We start from the raw sequence: 20,431 nt of genomic DNA on the forward strand, positions 1-20,431 counted from the left end.
ACTCATTTTCAATACAACTCATTAAACACGGTTTGTATTGTAGTTAATTTTTCAAGTATCAGCAGATCGAACGCATCGAAGCATTCCAGTAGATAATACTACAGCCTGTAAAAAATGACATTAAAACTATCAATGCATCAACACGTAGCGGCAGTACCATCCCAGTACCGCAACAAGAAACCACCGGTAAAGTGAAGATATTCTTCACTCACCTACCCGCTGGAGGCATCATGGGCCTTGACGCTTTCGTACCCTGCAGGTGCTTTCGCAATGGCCTCACCACCCAAAGCCCAGTCGACACCACATTGATTGGAGAGGATAACGGGATCCTTTATCTCAAAGAGCCAAAAGGAAAACCTCCAAAACACTGGAAAGCCATTAAAACTTCTTTCTATAACTGGCTACCAAATTGCTGCGATCACCCTCACCAAGAATATTTTTCCGCTCGAATCGGGAGCTGGCAATCCATGCAATTTTTTGCAGAGTGCCTAGAGCAAAACTCCGAAAAACGGTACCCCGCCCTTTATGCCTCACTCCCCCAGACCCACTGCGATCTGATCCCAACCGAGAACATCCAAAGAGTACTCGATGAACTCGATCTCTTTAGCCAGGAAAGTCTTGAATATTTAAGTTGGACTCTTGTCAATGAAAAAGACGGAAAAGAGTTCTGCCACACTACACCGCATAGCTCCACGATCCTTTACAAAAATGGCTATTCCATATCATTCGATCAAAACGGTATTACCGTGCGAAAACGCAATGAGTTCTTATTTACGAGCAGAAAAATCACACAGCACACTACATATGGCGTACCGACTTTGACCGCCGCAGAGGGACACCAGGTGTTTGGCACAAGTATTGGCTCCGGTTCTGCAGTGTGGGTAGTCCAACAACGCCAACTTATTGGCAAAGACTTACACTGCGTACAGCAACTACGCAGAACATTACAGGCCGCACTCCGCATTCAAATGCCCATACATATGTGCTACTAGCACAATGAAGGAAGATGGGCACGGACTTGCGTTCCAAAGTTAGGGTAGTTTTCACTCTACGATGTTTTTGGAATGTGGCGAGGTTTGGGCCGGGTTGGAGCGGGCTTTGGAAAGGCAGATTTGTGTTGTGCGCTTTTGGTTTGGGGGTGTGAGCTGGGGAAATGTTGTGGTGGGCTGCGGGTAATGTGAAATCTGCCTTGCTGGGTGGTGGGGTGTGTTAGATCTGCCTGATTTCGGGACGGGTTGGCTGAAAATTCCAGGGTTTCCCGGGTGTTTGATAGGCACACCTTATTGAACTGGTGATGTTTTCATCTCTACTGTCGCAGATTCCATAAAGACAGCCGAAAAAATGGAATCTGTGACAACACGCCCAACCAGCACCCAAGAAGGACCGGCCAGTACCCCAAAAGACAGAGCACCTCTCGGCCAGCAGCCCGAAAAGACCAAGCACCTCCCACCCAACCCCTAACCAAATACCAGGTCACCAGACGCGCACAACCAAACCATCGGCCTAAACCAAGCCACAAACCCCAGCAACCCCACCACACCCACTAACCACAAAACCCAGCACAATGCAGCTCAAACAAGCGAGGGGTAAGTCAAAAACCCTAGCGCTCCGGCTAGGGTTTTTGAAGTTGGTAGAAGTTAGCCGAGTAATGCGTCTACAAAACTCTCGGCTTCGAATGGGGCAAGATCATCTGCACCTTCGCCGAGACCAACCAGTTTCACAGGAACACCAAGCTCTTCCTGAACTTGGAAAACAATGCCACCTTTAGCAGTGCCGTCTAGCTTGGTTAGCACCACACCAGTTATATCAACAACATCTCGGAAGGTGCGTGCTTGCATCAGACCGTTTTGACCAACGGTAGCGTCCAGCACAAGAAGCACTTCATCGACTTCTGCTTTTTTCTCCACTACGCGTTTTACCTTGCCAAGTTGGTCCATAAGGCCTACAGATGTGTGGAGGCGACCAGCAGTATCGATCAAAACCACATCCACATGGTCTTCGACGCCGCGGGCCACGGCGTCGAACGCTACAGACGCTGGGTCTGCTCCTTCAGCACCCCGCACGGTAGCTGCACCGACGCGGCGTCCCCAAGTTTCTAATTGATCAGCTGCGGCGGCGCGGAATGTATCAGCAGCACCTAATAGGACGGTGTGCCCCATGGACACGAGTACCCTGGCAAGCTTGCCGGTGGTTGTTGTTTTGCCGGTTCCATTCACACCAACAACCAGTACTACCGCAGGTTTCCCGCCATTTGGCATAGCTTTAATCGAACGGTCAAGGTCTGGTTTACATGCCTCAATCAAAGTTTCGCGAAGCATTGCTCGAGCTTGCGCCTCATTGGACACTCCGCGGGAAGCGATTTTTTCACGCAACCCTTCAACAACTTGAAGCGTAACTGTGGTACCCAAATCAGCCATCAGCAGGGTGTCTTCGATCTCCTCCCAAGCATCTTCGTCGAGATCACCAGCGCTTAAAATACCGAGTACGCCTTGGCCGATTACATTCTGTGAACGCGACAGCCGACCACGTAGTTTGCCAAGCCGCCCCACGGCAGGCGTGATTTCTTCCACCGGAGCCGTTGGCTGCGGGGTGTCAGCTTTTGACTCTTCCGCGGGAACAGGTGTTTCCTCCAGTGCAGCGCTGGCGGCGTCCGCTTGTGTCCGCGCGGCTTCAGCAGCATCTTCGGCTTCCCGGATTGCTGATTCATCCACTGGATTTTCTTCGGCTACCGAGGCAAATAAAGGTGTTTCTGGGAAGTCCAAATTCTCTTCTGATTCGGGAATATCCTCAGTAACAGCTTTGCGTGGCTCTACCGCTGTTTCCGCCGCTGTTTCTGCCGTTGTTTCAGGCTCTTCTTCTACCTCAATGTGCGTGAACTGAGGCTTTGGTTCAAATCCCAGAGTTTCCTCGCTGTCACGGTCGAATAAAGATTCATCGGCATCTTTCCCTAACGGTGTGCCAGCAAGAATTTCATCCACGGTTGCCGGATCTAATGGCCCTTCGGAATCGAAACCACCAACTGGAGCCCCGCGAGTTTCATCAATGTCTTCCTCAACCTCGACATCAATAATGTCACGCTCCGGCTCTGCTGAAGCTTCTTTGACCTCAGCATCTGGCACCGATTTATCACCAGGCTCAGGCGTATTATCACCAGACTCAGGCGTATTAGTGTCCACAATATCGGTGGCATGATCTGCGTCTTCGTGCGGGGGATCCTGTTCAGAAAGTTTTCCGGAGGCGGGTACTTCCTCAGAAGATACTTGCTCTAATGGCACGTCCGGAATCTGTGGTGGTTGCTGAAGATTCTGCCCCTGAAGCAGTTCTGGTTCTGGTTCCGGAGCTTTGGCAGGCGCGAAATTAAAACCACCCGAGGCCTGATAATTGCCTGACTTTTCTTGCTGAGTCAGTTCCTTTGGAGCCTCTTCTTTGGTAAAAGAGATCTCCTTGGATTTCTTCCTCATTAAACCAAGGAGTACCAAGAGCGCCACCACGAGAATGACAATGACGATCGCAGCAACGATGATTAAATAAGTCGTGTTCATAGCTTCCATACTTGCAGGTTCAACGACATTCCTCACGTTTTGTGCATGATTTTTTAGTGCGCCGCCAATTTCTGGTAGTAATTTGCAACGCCGAAAAAACCTTTTAGTAAACATTGAGGTTTTTCAACAAGTATAGATCGCAAGACGATTTGCGCACTTCAAAGTGGCCGGCCCCTACCCCAACCGAGCCATTGAATAGGGAATCGAAAGAAGGTTCACAAGAACCCAGGCACATACGCCAGCCCACCAATGCACAAGGTGAAGAATAGATCACAACCTATTCTCAAAAAATCACATATACATTCATCATTGCAATGCTCTAACCACTTTGGTCAAAAATAGCCCCTATGCTCAGGGGCTATTTCCAACTAATCTGCAATGCCAGGGTATTTCACTGCCAGAACCATAGCTTCAGCAGCAATAATGTCGCCCGTGACCAAGTCCGGGACAATATCCGCAAGCTGACTCCAACCTTGGGCTGCTTCCAAAAGCAATTTCGATTTGCCCATTAAACCATGGGCATGCATACGTGCAGATAACGCAAAGACCAGTGACACCACTGGAGCTAACGCCCAAGTGTTTGCCCGATCATTTGTATCAACTCCGTCGAGCTTATCGAACCGAATCCTTGCGGAACTGTAGATTTGCCGGTTCGCCCCACGCAACGCACGCAAAAGCGAAACTGCGGGTTTAATCAGCCCCTGATCACTAAGCAATACTGTAAGCTCATTGCGTTTTTTAAAGGTTTCAAATACGGCAAGCAAGCGGGCTGAATCTTCCATAATTGGCCCCGGGACAATCTCTGCCTGGGAAAAGAACATGGCCAGTAATGCTTGCTGCTGCGCCTCATTCATCTGTGCGATTTGCACCGTAGACTTATCAATGCATGCGGTATCTAGGGTGGCGTCCCTCCCGGTAGCCAGCGCCTCAACCATACGTTTGCCCGCAACCTCTTCTAGATTCTGCAGGACTTCCCTTAAACGAGCACGTGGCTCACCCCGTTCAACTTCGGAGAACCGAGCCGGTAATTGCGCCAATAACTCAAGTGTGCCAATCCAGGCTGTGCGATGTACTTCAGTAACAGATTCACAACCACTAAAAGCGCCGTGTACCAAACCCGAAGCAATCACACGCCCTGGCTGCTTTTCTGCTGGTACAAGCGATGCAGATAGGCCTTTCAAAGCTGCATTTGAGTTTGCCGAAAGTGCAGCCATGACAGCTTTATCAACGCCGGAATCGCCCCAACCATCAAGGTAATCCCATAACACCGGCATTACCGAAGGATCATTAGGGGCCTGTTCAACAGCGCCTGCCAAAAACGCAGAAAGTTGCACCAATGCGGCAGGTTGCTGTTGGTAATAGCCTTCTTGTTCTACTGTAAAGGCGTCCGAACCGGGGGCCATTGGCGCGCGTAACACACTCAATGGATCGGCCGAATGCAGTTGCACTTTCAATGGCCCAGCTTGGCGTAGTGCTACTGGTAATTCCGTGCGGTGTGCTACCTGCAGTGTGCGTGCCGACGCCCACGGGGCCGTTGCTGGCCACACCCATGCGGCAAGCTGGCGGTCACCCACCAAATCAGTGAACACCAAGTGATTATCTTCAATCGCGCACCCAGCGGCATGCGGAGCAGATTCAATTACCGCAAGATTTACCGAGACGCGTTTATCACTGCGCTTATCGGTCCACTCAAACTCAATCCTGCCATTCGTCATAACCTGCGTCGATGCCGCAAGCTGCGCCATAGGCGTGGAATACGTGCGGGCGTCGATACGCGAAAGCTTGACCGTGCGCAAAGGAGCACCATGATGATTTCGTACCGTAATCTTTGGGTCATCAAGCTCTCCGGTAGCACGAATCCGTAGCGTGCCCGAAGCATCACATTGACGCGGTGAAACCACAAGCCGAGTAGTACGCCACATTGGCGGCATGGTGGTCAATGGAACTTCAAAATGCAATCGCGGTGGAATAAACCGCAAGGGCATCTGGTCACCCTCATCGGTGGCAATAACAAAGTCGGCACTTGGGGCCGCTGGAGCCACATGTACCTCAGCCGGGGTTATATTGAATGGCTTTTCGCTTGGTTTAACTAATAATGCCGCCTCACTAAGTCCGCCTTGCGCTGGAATCCGGAACGACCTACATAAACCGGAGAACTCCGTGGATGCCAGTATGCCTTCGACAATCGCATACTCATGACGGAACGACTCATTGCGTGGGCCCCGTAAGCGAATCAAATACTCCCCAACCCAAGGGGCGTCGTAAATTTCGGGATCGAAAATATCAAATATGCCGCCTTCAGCGGGGATCTCCAACGGTTCAGCTGGAGCAACCTCCTCACCGGCATTTCCCGGGCCAGCATATGAAGAAATAGACAAAAACCACGTCTCTGGACGCCCCGATAGCGTCGGCGGGAACTCTGCGACTAGCGAACGCGCATGAACAGGTAGGCCACCATGGGAAAACACATGTGGAATCGGCGGCTCAGGGTCCCGGAACATTACTCGCTTTCGCGGATCCACACAACGCACCTGCTGCATTGCCGATGGCGACTGCTCTGGACGCACCACCTGCAAGGAAGCAACATGCTGAGCATCCACTCTACGGCACGACCAAGACGTCCAGCCGTTAATTTCAAATGTTTCAATAACTGGAACTTCCGCACCGGTTACAACATCAACCAATGTGGCATCCTCAGGACACACTACAAAAAGCTCTGAATAGTGCAATGAAGCCTTAGCAGTAAGATTCGCACCCTTTGGGCTAAACACTAAAACCGGATCATTTGAATCGACGACCGGCAAAGCCCAAGTCATCCCATTGGTAACATCACTGACCGTAAGCTCGCGTACCTGATGGTCAATAGTTAAATCCAGCACCTCAGTAAATGGATATACATCCCCCCAACTACTCCCAGTGCGATAAATCCTTGTGGTCCCATCAAGTGTGACGCGCCACTGCACCTCAGTATTGTCCGGACCTAATAGCTGCTCTGGCAAGCGCAAACAAATCTTATTCCGTGCAATATCTAAGACCAGTCTTGGCTGTGCCTCCCGAGTGGCAACACCTACTGCCTCAGCACGATTTACTGTCCCCGCGGGCCGCTCCCGCAACTCCGCAGCAACAGCCTCCCACACTAAATCGGGTAGCGCAGGACGAACCGAATCCTGCCAATACACTGGATCCTCAATAGTCTGCTGACGAATATCAATAATCTGCTGGATAATCGGCGTAAAAAGCTCCGGCGCACATTGCGCGCACGCCACAGTGGCCGCCAATGAAAACACCGGAAGCCCGGTCTCCTCATCACAGAACTGGAATTCCTGATACCCGCCCTGAGCCAGTAAATCAACGACCTGCACTGCTGAGATTTCCGGATCAAGGCGATCCAAAAGCTCTAAAATTCCCGCCACCTCCGACCCCGTGACCCCCGCATGCAAAGTCAGTGCAACTACTGGGTCATCGCAGGCAGGTGCTGCAAGCCCTAGCGTTTGCAAAAGTTCAACTGTAATTCGCTCAAAGGTGGCTATCCATTCTGGCGTTGCCCGTAGTTCTAAACCTTCTGCATACTCCGCATAGAAATTCGAAGGATCGATCATGCGGGCGGCTCGGGCAACAAGTGTTGTCACGGCAAGTGCTGGGGTATCCCGAACCAAAGCCTCCAAATCCGCACCCGCCGCTAATTGCCGAGACAAAAACGTGCCATAAAATCGGTCAATTCGTTCGAGTTCATCACCCGCAAGCCCCGCCTGCACAAACAGTGGAACATCGGCAAAACGCTGATTTAGCGTTAATTCTGTCTGGGAAGCCCAGCCAAGTAAAGAATCCGTTAGATCGGCAATACCGCTCATATGCCAGTTAAACCCCTTGATTGTTTCGTCTTAAACACCAAGCATAGCCCCCTCGCTCAACGTTTCTAACTAAAGCTCGAAACAATCCTCCAACCTGCGGCTAGCGGCAGCAAGTCTTTAGCACTTTTGCCACTCATTTGCTGTTTATTTGTTGCCAAAATAAAAAAATTCAAATAACCGCTAAACATGACTGCATGAATTAAAAGACAAAAAACATACTGCTACAAAAATACACCATAGTTTGATGCCCATAGAAAAGGAGATTAAGATCACTTAACCGTGTCACTTCGATACCGGCCACGTGAGCTCGTGTACAAATCCACAGCCCAGCACACTTCCCCATTTTAAAAGCCGTATTTCTACCCTTTCCCACGGTTAAGCAATAAAGCTTAAGAGAGAATTTGCAATCGCTTATAAATCGTCAAGATAGCGCCAAAAAGGACACTAAAAACGAATTGAAACATCGTCTGTAGTGCTGAAACGATCTAAATGTTGTTTGCTACATTAAATTTCTTTCACAATAGCAATAAACGTTAGTTACGGCACAAGAGGCAAAAAATATTGCTAAGCTGTGTACAGCAGAGAACTAAAATACGCTCCCGCACAAAAACCCGCGGCTTTTTGCAGGTATTCACGCCTGTAATTAAATTAATTTGAATGAGAGTGATGCTGACTGGAACGATCCACATTCCTCGACTTGCTTGAGTTTGATTAGCTAAATCATTTTGCAAACATTGCAATGCCAAGGGATCTTAAAAGGACCGTTATGAACAATCCGACCGTGCGAACGCTACTGTATAGCCACGATTCACAAGGGCTTGGTCACGTTCGCCGAAACCTCACAATTGCACATCACCTCGCCAGCGAGATACCCAATCGCCTCCGCTGTGATGTTTCCGGACTTCTTGTGTCCGGGCTTGCTCCCGCAAGTATTTTCCCGCTACCTCCTGGGTTTGACTGGATCACGATCCCAGGAATCTCCAAAGGGAAGCTTGGTTATGAACCACGTAGTCTTGGCGGCAGTACTGAACACTTAATACGACTTCGCTCAAACCTTCTAGAATCCACTCTGATTTCCTACGCGCCGGATCTTGTCATTATTGACCGCCACATCTACGGCGTATGGAAAGAGCTTTACAACCCACTTGCAAGACTTAAGGAATCCCTCCCTGAAGCCCGAGTAGTACTCGGCCTTAGAGAGATACTTGATGAGCCTGCCGCTGCCGTTGCCGAGTGGGAACGCCTTGGCAACCCAGAAGAACTCCGCAAAATCGTTGATGAAGTATGGGTCTATGGGGACCCAAAAGTACACAATCCAACCATTACCGGAGAAGTCCCAGAATTCTTCCATGACCGCGTTCGGTTTACCGGGTACCTAGCCAATGGTCGACGCGTAGCCGACCATGACATGCAACTGGCTCCAAAGCCTTTTATTCTTACCACTGCCGGCGGTGGCTCTGATGGATTCCAGCTTCTTGAAGCAGCGGTACAGCTAGAAGTACCAAAAGACCACACGCATATCGTAGTCACGGGCCCGCAACTATCCACAGAAAAGCTTGATGCCATCCGCAGTCTTGCTGGGCCGCGAACCCAAGTTCACCATTCATGGCCGGGCCTGAGCACACAGATTGAGCGCGCCTCTGCAGTTATCGCAATGGGCGGGTACAACACCGTCTGTGAAATCTTATGCACAGATACCCCTGGGCTTTTAATCCCTAGAGAACAACCTCGGCAAGAACAACTTATTCGTGCTTCGGCTCTGCACGATGTAGATGCGCTGGACTATTTGCGCCTGCATGAAATCTCAACAGAGCGCTTAAGCGAATGGGTTGCCAACGCTGTGCACCGAAGCGTGGATCGTTCACATCTTAAGCGTGATGGGCTAACACAGGCAGCTATTTTTGCCACAGAACTCGTGGAAAATTCAATTTTGAAAGGATCCCACCCATGACGCGCATAGGTTACGTTCTTAAGGTGTATCCACGGTTTTCCGAAACCTTTATTGTTACGGAAGTGCTTGCCAGGGAAGCGCACGGTGACAACCTCGATATTTACGCGCTGCGTCCTACCACTGACGCGCGTTTCCATCCGGAGCTAGCCCGCATTAAGGCCAATGTTCATTGGGTTCGCAGGCCTAACCTGGGCACTGGTTTTTGGGAAGAAATGGCAAGTACTCTTCACCATCCAGATTTGGGGAAAAACTTTCAAGAAGCTCTCCCCCAACTTGTGGATCTACCATTTGATGAAGTTTCGCAAGGTATCACACTTGCCCGCATGGCCCATGACGACGGAATCACCCACCTACATGCACACTTCGCATCACTGCCTGGCCGCATGGCGTGGATCGCTTCAAAGATCACCGGTATTCCATACACCGTAACTACACACGCAAAAGATATTTTCCATAAAAGTGTTGACCGAAATTGGCTACGTCGTGTCTGCGCAGATGCAGATCGTGTTATCGCCATTAGCCAATACAACCAGGACTACTTAAACGGAGTCCTGCACGGCACGGATTCTAATATCACGTTGTGCTATAACGCTTTAGAGCTTGAACGGTTCCCCTACCATGCGCCACTACCAATTGCTGACAAGCTTAAGATTGCAGCGATTGGCCGCCTCGTCCCCAAAAAAGGCTTTGCACATCTTATTGAAGCTGTTGCGCGGTTACGCGAAAAAGGTTGGGATGCCGAACTCACTATTGGTGGCGCCGGAGAACTCTTTGACGAACTCAAACATCAAATTGCCACACTGAAGTTGGAAGACCATGTGCATATGCTTGGACCAATTAACCAGGCTGAGGTTCGTAGTGTAATTAAAAATTCGCATGTATTTGCAGCTCCTTGTGTGCCCGCGGCAGATGGCAATATCGACGGGCTTCCCACGGTTGTTTTAGAAGCAATGGCTAGCGGTATTCCAGTAGTGGCCACAGCTGTAACAGGCCTGCCCGAGGTGATTCGCGATGGTGAAACAGGCGTGCTTTTGCAGCCTGGAAATATTGATGAGCTCGTTGCAGCCCTGGAAAAATTCGCAGCCGGAAAAATGGATATTTCCACACTTACTCGAAATGCGCGCAACCTTATCGAAGACCAATTTGATAGCCGCCAACAAGCAGCACTGCTTTCCAGTTGGCAAAGTGGATAGGAACGAAAATGCGTATAGCCTATGTGTGTTTAGATCCTGGGATCCCGGTATTCGGTACAAAAGGTGCTTCCGTTCATATCCAAGAAGTTATCCGCGAGTTTCGCAAACGTGGACATACCGTAACGGTGTATGCGGTGCGTCGTGGAAAGGAAGTACCGCAAGACCTTGCGGATTTGGAAGTCGTCGATTTTCCTATCGAAGTCAAAGAACCAGCAGCGCGGGAAGTCGCTCAAAAAGCACTCTCAACGGAAATCTCTGCTGTGATTCAGCAATCGGGTGCCGATCTAATCTATGAGCGTTACTCATTGTTTAGTACGGTTCTGGCGCTTGCAAAGATCCCCGGAATTCTTGAGGTGAACTCTCCACTCATTGATGAACAGAGAAACCACCGTGATCTTATCGACGCCGCAGCCGCCGAGGATGCATTGCAGCTGCAGGTTCAATCTGCTCGGGCAACCATTTGTGTATCCGATCCTGTCCGTGAATGGGTGGTCGCACATACCGTGGGCGGACGTGTAGTCACCGTCCCGAATGGCGTCAATATTGATCGCATTACCCCCCAACCGGAGGACTTAAAGGGTGCCCCCGTTGTTACGTTTGTTGGCACTTTAAAGCCTTGGCACGGGGTTTCAGACCTTTTGCTTGCCGCGAAAAATGCCTCGCTACCTTGGCAAATACGTATTATTGGCGATGGCCCAGAGCGCGAATCACTCGAACAGCTCGCAAAGAACCTAAATATAGAAGTCGAATTCTTAGGTGCAATCACGCCTGAACGTATTCCCGAACATATTGCTGGTACAGCAATTGCTGTAGCCCCCTACCCTGCTACCAAACAGGCGAGTGACCAGTACTTTTCACCGCTTAAAATCTATGAGTATATGGCTGCTGGTTTGCCAATTGTGGCATCACAGGTAGGACAGATTCCGCAAATTCTTGGTTGTTCTGGAGAACTTGTACCCCCTTCAAACCCGGTTGCGTTAAGCAAAGCAATTGACTCTCTTATAGCTAATCCACAGCGCAGAAAAATACTTGGTGAGCAGGCACGACAATTAGTCGAACAGCACCACAGTTGGGCCAGTGTTGTGGATAGAATCCTCCAGATCGCCCAACTGGAGGATGGAAATGTCTGAACGACCGTTGCAGCGGACTCTACATCTTGTAGGTCCGCATATAAAACCCGAACGCAAATTGATTGCTGGCGGCACTCTCGCCTTAATTTTCGAAGTGTGCTTTCGTGTCCTTGAACCATGGCCACTCAAAATTGTTATCGACGCCGTCTCAGTCTCTATTGGTGCTGATATTCATGGTCAATCGGCATCACTTTCACTATTAATTTGGTGCGGAATCGCACTTTTAACCATTGTTGGACTCCGCGCATTATCAAACTACTGTGCGACAGTAGCGTTTGCGTTGGTCGGTTCACGTGCTGCAACTACGCTGCGAATGCAGGTATTTAAACATGTGCAGCGACTTCCGCAACAATTCCATTCCAAGAACCGTAGCGCTGACACGGTGCAACGAATCGTTGCCGACGTCAACCGAATGCAAGAAGTTGCGGTAACCGCTGGATTGCCATTGCTCGCTAATATCATCACGTTTTTCGTAATGCTTATCGTGATGTTTATTCTCGACCCGGTTCTGTCACTCGTTGTAGTAGGCGCTCTTGCATTGTTCTATTTCAGCTCGCGTGGCACATCCAAAAGGATCGCTCGAGCATCACGCAAGACACGAAAAGCTGAAGGCCAATTGGCAAATACCGCACAGGAATCGCTTTCAGCAATCGAGATCGTGCAGAGCTATGTCTTGGAATCCATTATTAGTAACCGATTTGTTTCGGCGAATACAACCTCGCTCAATGCGGGTGTAAGTTCACGACGTCTCGCGGCTCGCCTTGAGCGGACCACCGACGGCATTGTTGGTATTGCTACGGCATTGGTTATGGTTGGCGGCGCATTGCGAGTACTCGACGGTGCAATGACCCTTGGTGACCTAGTGCTTTTTACAACCTACCTGCGCACCACAATGAAGCCACTGCGCGATATGGCAAAATACACGGGCCGCATTGCACGTGCCACTGCTTCTGGCGAGCGCGTGGCAGACCTAGTCAATATTACTTCTGATATACGTACCCCAACCGATCCTGTAGTACCTTATGAAGTCAAAGGTCATGTGCAATTTGAAAATGTGCACACCGAATACGATGAAAACCCCGTTTTACAGGGCTTTAACCTCACTGTAAAACCCGGTGAACTCGTTGCGATTATTGGTCCTTCCGGTGCCGGTAAATCTACTTTGGTTTCGCTCCTTGTGCGCGCAATCGACCCAACAAAGGGCAAAGTCATGCTTGATGGGCACCCCGTAAAAGAAATTGATTTGGTGTATCTACGTGAATTGGTCTCTATTCTCCACCAAGAAGCCGTTCTTTTTACTGGCACCATTCGAGAAAATATTCGCTTCGGCAGGTCAAATGCTACCGACGAGGAAATAGTAGAGGCAGCAAAAGCCGCCCGCGCGCACCAGTTCATTATGTCTTTCCCGGATGGATACGACACACAAGTCGGAGAGCGTGGCGGCACCCTCTCTGGCGGCCAACGCCAGCGTATCGCTATTGCCCGTGCTTTACTTCGAAATTCCCCCGTCGTAGTCCTAGATGAGCCAACAACGGGTCTCGATCCCGAATCAGCAACTCTTGTTATGGAGGCAATTCAAGATCTTGTTGCTGGTCGAACCACTCTCGCTGTAACCCACGATCCGGAAGTTGCCCTGCGCGCACAACGCGTGGTGTGGGTCCAAGACGGCCGTGTGCTTCTCGACGGTTCGCCGGCCGAACTGCAGCAGACAAGTGAGGCGTTCCAGGACTGGGTATCTGCCGGTGAACACGCAATTACTGATATTCGAATTGGGGAGGCACGATGACCCAGAATACATCGGAAGCACTCGATACATTACTGAACCCAGCATGGCTAGGTGCGGCATGTAATCGCCCCGTTCAAGCAATAAAACTCCGAATTAAACCCGATACCTCCATTTTGTGTGCGCTGCAAAATCTAGACAGCGGAATTGTTGATGGATGGGCCCGGATTCTCTGGCCAGATGGACTCACGAAAGCCAAGAAAACCGAACAATGGGCTAACCAACACGGGCTACGAGTAACCACTACGATATTGCCAAGTGATCTGGTATTCCAATATGGGGAAATCGCTGCTGACCCTAAGCTCCACCCATACCTACAACCCGAGTTTTTAGGGTTTGAACTCGGTGATCTCCAACATATTTTGCGATACAACCCTTCACGCCGTCTGGTGTACCGGCATAAAGATACGATCGTTCGAATTTCAGAAAAACAAGACGAACTAGGTTATGAACTCCACCAATTTCTCTCTACTATTATCCAAACACCAGCCAGGCTGGATCATGGCGAAAATCGCCGACTAAGTATTTCCCAGGTAGTTGGAGATTCTGATCTTTCCCAGATGCCGAATTTCCGCGCAACCAGGCAGGCCGGCAGAATCCTTGCAAAACTTCACGCCGAAACCTCAAGCATTTCCACCGGACTTTCAGCCAAACTAGCAAAACGTAGCACCAACTTTGAAAGCCAAATTAAAGCGCACGAACATATATTTCAATCGTTAGCTCCCGACTTAGCCGGGAAAATCCGAACCATTGCGGCTCATATTCCCCGCCATATTCCTGGAGCTCCGGTACTACTTCATGGCGATGCTTCGCCTGACCAATTTTTGGTATCCAAGGATAACTCGCAGCTCTGGCTTACCGACTTTGATCGAGCAAGGCTGGGGCCAGCAGCATATGATCTTGGTTCTTATCTTTCAGTGGTCGATTCTTCGAGTGGTCAAGCACTCATGGAAGGCTACGCCGATATATACGGCGCACTACCCCCTCCAATGGACCTCAGAGCTGCCCAACTTCAATCCTTACTTATGCGCATCGCAGAACCCCTTCGATCCGGTAACCCAAATTGGCGTTCGATTACTTCTGCGGCGCTTGCCGAAGTAGAGAGGCTTTTATAATGCCTGCATTATCCGCTTTAAGACGACTACCCAATGTTCGGCGCGCCTGGCCATCTCGCGATGGCGCGTTAACCTTTGAACAGTTAGACCCCGAAGGCAGACTTCGCGCTGGCAAAATTAACGCAGATGGCGCCTTGCACTTTATGGATTTTGGGTTAGACCGTAAACTCCCAGAACTCGCACCACCTGAGCAAGGCACACTTGTTGTACATAGATACGAACGAAGAGCCGTTATTGTTGGCGCGGAAAAAGTTGAAAAATTTCTTCGTGCTGGGCGCGCAATGGATATAGCTCATACCGCCAAGCTGATCCACAAATTGTGCGAACCCACCGGCTTCCAGGCACCCGAAGTTCTGGAAAATACTGATGCTCGGATCGCCTTTTCTAAGCTCCCCGGGGATACCCTGCATGATTTAAATGAAAAAGGAATCCCTGGATGGCAAACGCTTACGCAAATCTGGCCGGAATTTGTTACCCAGCAAACGAGTCTTCCGATCCACTCAACAAAAGACGAAACAGGCGTCCTAGCGGATTGGTTTAAAAAGGCCTCCGATTTTGAGGCAGTCCCAGATCTTAGACATTTTGGAGCTGCAGTATCAAGTGTTAGCCGAGAACTCGTTTCCGGATCATCACAGCCCGTACTTTCGCATCGTGATTTTCACGATAAGCAGCTTCTCTGGGATGGCAAACACCTGGGCCTACTCGATTCGGATACCGCTGTACGGGCTGAAGCTGCATTGGATTTGGGTAACTTACTCGCCCATGCTGAATTGCGCCTGATTCAAGGAGTTTTCTCCACTGACACATATATCGCTGTTGTAAAAGCCGTGGATGCCCTTGCATCTACGTTGCAGGTACCGCTTGAACGCCTCGCTTGTTATCTTCGCTGCGCCACGTTGCGATTGGCCTTTGTGTACGCATTTCGCCCATCGTCGCAGCCCTGGTTCGAACAATGGGTAACTCACTGTTTATCCACCCAACGAAAGGATTATCTATGAAAATCGCAGTAATCGGATGTGGCTATTTAGGTGCTGTTCATGCCGCGTGCATGGCACATCTTGGACACGATGTTGTTGGTCTTGATACTGACGAAAACAAAATCGAACACTTGGCAGCCGGAACCTCCCCGTTCTATGAACCCGGGTTTAAGGAGATTCTTGCCCCAGCGGTTCGGAATAAAAAACTCCGATTTGTTGTCGCACCTGCTCCAAATGAACTCGCTTCAAGCGATGTTATCTTTATTGCAGTGGGCACTCCGCAGTCCGAAAACAGCAATGCCGCAAACCTAAGCTTTTTGGATTCTGCGGTTGAAAGCATTCTTGATGCCCTACCCACCCAAACAAAGACTGTAGTTGTGGGTAAATCAACTGTTCCCGTAGGGACCGCAGAAAAAATCGCACAAAAATTCAGCCGTCATGGCATTACTTTGGTGTGGAATCCAGAGTTCCTACGTGAAGGTTTTGCAGTGCAGGATACTCTTCGTCCAGACCGCATGGTGTACGGCATTTCGGATACTCCCGAAATTGCAGAGCATGGTGAGAAAACCCTCGATGAAGTATATGCACCAATTTTGGCTGAAGGTACTCCCAAGATTGTGACCAATTACCCAACCTCGGAGTTGGTCAAAGTTGCAGCTAACTCTTTCCTTGCCTCAAAGATCAGTTTTATTAACGCCATGGCCGAACTGTGTGAAGCTACCGGTGGCGACGTCACAAAGCTCGCCGACGCACTTGGCCATGACGCCCGCATTGGGCACAAGTTCTTACGCGCTGGTGTCGGATTCGGTGGCGGCTGTCTGCCAAAAGACATCCGGGCATTTGTCGCTCGTGCAGAGGAACTCGGTGTAAATGAGGCAGTGTCGTTCCTGAAAGAGGTGGATTCAATCAATCAGCGCCGCCGCGATCGAGTGATCTCTGAGGCTAAACGAACATTCGATGGTGACGTTGCCGGCACCAAGATCACCGTCCTGGGCGCTGCTTTTAAACCCAATAGTGACGATATTCGCGATTCACCAGCATTGGAAATCGCACAGCGGCTCCATAACTTGGGTGCCTTCGTTACAGTGTACGATCCAAAGGCACTACATTCAGTCAATCGATTCTATCCAGAATTGCACACTACAACCGATATTGAAGCCGCACTTCAAGGAGCACAATTAGTGCTGCTGCTTACAGAGTGGGATGAGTTTATTGCCCTAGACCCAGCAGCAACCGCAATACTCGTTGAGCGTCCAGTAATTATCGACGGACGCAATGCACTGAATCCAGAAAAGTGGCGAAATGCTGGATGGGCCTACTCCGGAATGGGTCGCTAAAGAGTTCTATACAGGACTCATTCGCTGACTCATCACCCGAGTTATTCCATCACCACGCATAGTCACACCATAAAGCACATTGGCAACTTCCATTGTGGGTTTCTGGTGGGTAATCACAATGAGCTGAGAATCATCGCGAAGGTCACGGAATAATGCTAGGAGGCGGCGCAAATTTACATCATCCAGCGCCGCTTCCACTTCGTCCATAACATAAAACGGGCTTGGGCGGGCCTTAAAAATTGCTACTAACATTGCGAGCGCCGTAAGCGATTTTTCACCACCAGACAGAAGCGAAAGCCTTTTTACTTTCTTTCCCGGCGGCCGAGCTTCAACTTCAATGCCAGTAGCTAACATATCCCCCGGTTCAGTCAAAACTAATCGGCCTTCACCGCCAGGGAACAAAGTTGCGAAAACCTGCGGGAACCGAGCCTCCACGTCACGCCAAGCATCAGTAAAGAGCTGAAGAATTTTCGCATCAACTTCTTCGATTACTTCAGTAAGATCTTTACGAGCCCGCTCCACATCAGCCAATTGCCCGGCAAGATATTCGTATCGCTCTTCCATCGCTTTAAATTCTTCAAGCGCCAGCGGATTAACTTTCCCTAAAGAGGCAAGATCTTTTTCTGCCTGCTTGAGCCTTGCAGTTTCCGCAGATCGATCAAATGTTTCATCTGGAGCATAATCGCCTCGGATTACCTCCGCTGGCAATCCCAATTGTTCACTGAGTTTCGTTTCTGCTTCTTCAATTCGAACCTGCGCTTGATGCCTGGCAATGTCGGAGGCGTGCGCTTTATCGGTGATTTTAGAAAGCTCCATCCGAGTAGCATTCACATGGTCTTTAGCCTGCACCAGTGATTGTTGCACTTCTCGACGTCGCCCCGCCAGCTCATCGCGTTTTACTTCTGCACGGCTTGTCGCATCGGCTACACGCGTTCCGATTTCCGCCGCACATTCGGCTACTGTTGCCGCCAGATCGGCTGCTTTTCGGCGGCGTCGCATTTCTTCCTGATGTTTCGCACGATTCAAACGTTCTTGCTGAGCTTGCCTGCGTAAATGTTCAGCTTTTCCACGAGTAGCCCCGGCTCGTTCTTCGGCGGTTCGTAGCGCTAACCGCGCCTCAACCTCCATAGCCTTAACATTCGAAAGTTCTATCGCTGCGCGATCACGACGTTCTGTCGAAGGCTCAGCGTCCGCAGTATCTTCCACACGCGCTAATCGATCGATGGTTTCGGCAAGCTGCGCCGTTAGTTCTTGCAACCGGCCATTTGCCTGCATCATTCGACTACTCGCCCGCCCATGTTCTTTCTGAACTGCCGATATTTGTTCTGTCACACGTCTGGAATCGCGGTCTAAAGACTCCAATTGCATATCGTATTCACGTAATTTTGCCTGTACCCCAGCTACCGCAACTCGTGCTTCGTCGGCTGCAGTATTGGCTCCTCGCAGGGTTCCTGTCAATGCGATTAATTGCTCATTTAGGTGTTCTAATCGTTCAGTATCGGAGGTAATTTCTGCCAGCGTTTCTACCGCCGATGTCACTCCCCGACCAAATGCCATCCAGCCCTCCCCGAAAAATACTCCGTCCTGTGTAACCACTCGCAATCGTGGATCTAGGTCAATGATGTCCTGGGCCTGATTGGCATGAGCAACCACCACAACGTCGGCAAGCAAACGTGTAATTGAACCGACGATCGAGTCATCGAGTTCGATCTTATCGAGTAACCACGATGCGCCATGCGGCAAGTCCGCATCCATGCGCCAACCAGTGCTTTTCGACGCCCCAAACACCACTGTTCGCGCGACGTCCTCGGCCATCAATGCCTCGGGATCGAAACTTTCAACTAACAATGCCTGCGTATATGGTTCTAGTGCTGCAGAAATTGCGCGGGCATATTGTTCGTCAGGAATTCGAATTGCATCTGCGAGGGGTTTAGCGTGCGCTAATGCTGGCGTCGAATCCGTTTTCGGCAATGAACTTTGTAGAGTTTCAATACGGGATTCGATTCTTGAAATCGTTTTTTCTAGGTCACGTTGCTGTCCTGTTAATTCCTTAAACCGTGCTTCCGCAAGGCGTAACTCTTCACCTGCCGTATTTGCACGCTCTTCCACAGCCGTCCGAGCTTGCTGAACCTCTGCAATCATTTCAGCTACTCGTTGAGACTCTTCTTCAGCCGAAAGTACACGCAAATGTATTGCCTCAATACTCTCAGACATTTGTTCAATATCATCTTCGATTGCAGCAATTTGCGCACGTTGTGATTCCTCCGCAGCAACAAGCCTCACAACCCCTTCACGGCGGTCCGCAAGCGCCCGAACCTGCGATAGATGCTCCCGATCAGCTATTCGAGCAGCTTCTTCGCATTCGATTACACGTTCACGTACTTCTTCGAGCTGCCCTCGGGTAATTTCTACGGTTTCATCCAATTGGGCTTGGTCCTGCGCAGCTTTTTCGGCTCGACGCTCTAAATCCTCTGGATCCTCACCAGCATATGGGGTTTCAGTAAAATTCTTGGCTCTTTCCTGAGCAATACGCCGAGTAGCGGAGACACGCTCAGCGAGAGCAGACAGCTCAAACCAAAGTGATTGTGCCTTTTCCGATTCCGGAATAATCCTAGAAAGTTGGTCTTCAATTCCTTGTTGTATGGCACTTTGCTGCTCAAGCTTTTCAGTGAGTTCAGCCACTTGTTCGGCAAGTACTTCAGCCGATTGATGTGCGGAATCACGTTCGGATGCCAAGCGAACCAGCCGATCACCAGCAAGTCTAAGTTTCGCGTCCCGTAAGTCAGCTTGAACTGTTGCCGCTCGTTGTGCGGCTGCTGCCTGGCGAGCCAAAGGTTTTAATTGACGCTGTAGTTCTTGAGTTAGGTCTGTAAGCCGATCGAGGTTTGCTTGCATTCCCGTAAGTTTTCGCTGGGCCTTTTCCTTGCGGCGCCGATGCTTAAGCACACCTGCGGCTTCTTCAATAAAGGCCCTTCGGTCTTCAGGGCGCGATTCAAGTATTTGAGCGAGCCTTCCTTGTCCCACAATTACGTGCATTTCCCGGCCAATTCCGGAATCGCTCAGTAATTCTTGGATATCCATGAGTCGGGCTCTGGAACCATTAATTTCGTATTCGCTAGCACCATCACGAAACATCCGCCGGGTCACGGATACTTCTGAGTATTCAATTGGAAGAGCACCGTCAGAATTATCGATCGTCAAAGTTACCTCGGCCCGACCGAGTGGTTTCCTATCGCCTGCTCCGGCAAAAATAACGTCTTCCATTTTGCCGCCACGCAGCGTCTTTGCACCTTGTTCCCCCATAACCCAAGCCAACGCATCAACCACATTTGACTTTCCGGAACCATTTGGACCCACCACGGCGCAAATACCAGGTTCGAATTTTAGGGTCGTCGCAGACGCAAAAGACTTAAAGCCTTTTAACGTCAACGATTTAAGATGCACTCGGGCATTTTAACGCAGAATTCGCTTGTTTGAGCCTACCGCCCCGCCGGAATAAATTCGCGTCCCCAAAGGTGTAGTACGTGTGCTTAGACACATTGAAATTTACAC

At 50.1% G+C, this 20,431-nt stretch carries 11 protein-coding genes; 8 read left to right on the forward strand and 3 right to left on the reverse strand.

Annotated elements, in window-relative coordinates; all coding sequences use genetic code 11:
- The first annotated feature begins 467 nt into the window (after positions 1-467).
- The gene (locus tag CFREI_RS08605; protein ID WP_156907705.1) at positions 468-992 is read left to right on the forward strand and encodes a hypothetical protein; all 525 of its coding nucleotides are present in this window, start codon (positions 468-470) and stop codon (positions 990-992) included.
- 645 nt (positions 993-1,637) lie between these two features.
- Here CFREI_RS08605 and ftsY read toward each other — a convergent pair.
- Together ftsY and CFREI_RS08615 are read right to left on the reverse strand one after the other, a co-directional pair.
- Entirely contained in the window at positions 1,638-3,542 is a 1,905-nt protein-coding gene (gene ftsY, locus CFREI_RS08610; protein WP_027012004.1) for a signal recognition particle-docking protein FtsY, read from the reverse strand.
- 368 nt (positions 3,543-3,910) lie between these two features.
- Positions 3,911-7,393 (reverse strand): hypothetical protein, encoded by a 3,483-nt coding sequence (locus CFREI_RS08615; protein ID WP_027012003.1) that lies wholly within the window; start codon positions 7,391-7,393, stop codon positions 3,911-3,913.
- Positions 7,394-8,159: 766 nt separating this feature from the next.
- Here CFREI_RS08615 and CFREI_RS08620 point away from each other — a divergent pair.
- Genes CFREI_RS08620 through CFREI_RS08650 form a run of 7 tightly spaced genes read left to right on the forward strand, consistent with a single transcriptional unit; the run spans position 8,160 to position 16,879 of the window.
- Positions 8,160-9,344 carry a glycosyltransferase family protein gene (locus tag CFREI_RS08620; protein ID WP_027012002.1) on the forward strand — a complete coding sequence of 395 codons (1,185 nt, stop codon included), beginning with the start codon at positions 8,160-8,162 and terminating at the stop codon, positions 9,342-9,344.
- The gene (locus tag CFREI_RS08625; RefSeq protein ID WP_027012001.1) at positions 9,341-10,537 is read left to right on the forward strand and encodes a glycosyltransferase family 4 protein; all 1,197 of its coding nucleotides are present in this window, start codon (positions 9,341-9,343) and stop codon (positions 10,535-10,537) included. The genes CFREI_RS08620 and CFREI_RS08625 overlap by 4 nt, the downstream gene beginning before the upstream one ends.
- An 8-nt stretch (positions 10,538-10,545) precedes the next feature.
- Entirely contained in the window at positions 10,546-11,667 is a 1,122-nt protein-coding gene (locus tag CFREI_RS08630) for a glycosyltransferase family 4 protein (RefSeq protein ID WP_027012000.1), read from the forward strand.
- Positions 11,660-13,453 (forward strand): ABC transporter ATP-binding protein, encoded by a 1,794-nt coding sequence (locus CFREI_RS08635; RefSeq protein ID WP_240483180.1) that lies wholly within the window; start codon positions 11,660-11,662, stop codon positions 13,451-13,453. The genes CFREI_RS08630 and CFREI_RS08635 overlap by 8 nt, the downstream gene beginning before the upstream one ends.
- Positions 13,450-14,565, forward strand: a complete 1,116-nt coding sequence (locus tag CFREI_RS08640) for an aminoglycoside phosphotransferase family protein (protein ID WP_027011998.1) — start codon at positions 13,450-13,452, stop codon at positions 14,563-14,565. Before CFREI_RS08635 ends, CFREI_RS08640 begins: the two co-directional genes overlap by 4 nt.
- Positions 14,565-15,563: a phosphotransferase gene (locus CFREI_RS08645; RefSeq protein WP_035111372.1), complete on the forward strand. Its 999-nt coding sequence runs from the start codon at positions 14,565-14,567 to the stop codon at positions 15,561-15,563. The genes CFREI_RS08640 and CFREI_RS08645 overlap by 1 nt, the downstream gene beginning before the upstream one ends.
- A complete protein-coding gene (locus tag CFREI_RS08650) occupies positions 15,560-16,879 on the forward strand; it encodes a UDP-glucose dehydrogenase family protein (protein ID WP_027011996.1) in 1,320 nt (439 codons plus the stop codon). Before CFREI_RS08645 ends, CFREI_RS08650 begins: the two co-directional genes overlap by 4 nt.
- A 6-nt stretch (positions 16,880-16,885) precedes the next feature.
- On the opposite strand, the gene smc is transcribed toward CFREI_RS08650, so the two are convergent.
- A complete protein-coding gene (smc, locus tag CFREI_RS08655) occupies positions 16,886-20,323 on the reverse strand; it encodes a chromosome segregation protein SMC (RefSeq protein ID WP_027011995.1) in 3,438 nt (1,145 codons plus the stop codon).
- Positions 20,324-20,431 lie beyond the last annotated feature (108 nt).

It is taken from the genome of Corynebacterium freiburgense, assembly GCF_030408815.1.
Lineage (GTDB): Bacteria > Actinomycetota > Actinomycetes > Mycobacteriales > Mycobacteriaceae > Corynebacterium > Corynebacterium freiburgense.

Bases quoted from the DNA above. Each gene is read 5' to 3' on its own strand.
- CFREI_RS08605 (WP_156907705.1), top strand. From the start codon at position 468: ATGCAATTTTTTGCAGAGTGCCTAGAGCAAAACTCCGAAAAACGGTAC.
- ftsY (WP_027012004.1), bottom strand. From the start codon at position 3,542: ATGAACACGACTTATTTAATCATCGTTGCTGCGATCGTCATTGTCATT.
- CFREI_RS08615 (WP_027012003.1), bottom strand. From the start codon at position 7,393: ATGAGCGGTATTGCCGATCTAACGGATTCTTTACTTGGCTGGGCTTCC.
- CFREI_RS08620 (WP_027012002.1), top strand. From the start codon at position 8,160: ATGAACAATCCGACCGTGCGAACGCTACTGTATAGCCACGATTCACAA.
- CFREI_RS08625 (WP_027012001.1), top strand. From the start codon at position 9,341: ATGACGCGCATAGGTTACGTTCTTAAGGTGTATCCACGGTTTTCCGAA.
- CFREI_RS08630 (WP_027012000.1), top strand. From the start codon at position 10,546: ATGCGTATAGCCTATGTGTGTTTAGATCCTGGGATCCCGGTATTCGGT.
- CFREI_RS08635 (WP_240483180.1), top strand. From the start codon at position 11,660: ATGTCTGAACGACCGTTGCAGCGGACTCTACATCTTGTAGGTCCGCAT.
- CFREI_RS08640 (WP_027011998.1), top strand. From the start codon at position 13,450: ATGACCCAGAATACATCGGAAGCACTCGATACATTACTGAACCCAGCA.
- CFREI_RS08645 (WP_035111372.1), top strand. From the start codon at position 14,565: ATGCCTGCATTATCCGCTTTAAGACGACTACCCAATGTTCGGCGCGCC.
- CFREI_RS08650 (WP_027011996.1), top strand. From the start codon at position 15,560: ATGAAAATCGCAGTAATCGGATGTGGCTATTTAGGTGCTGTTCATGCC.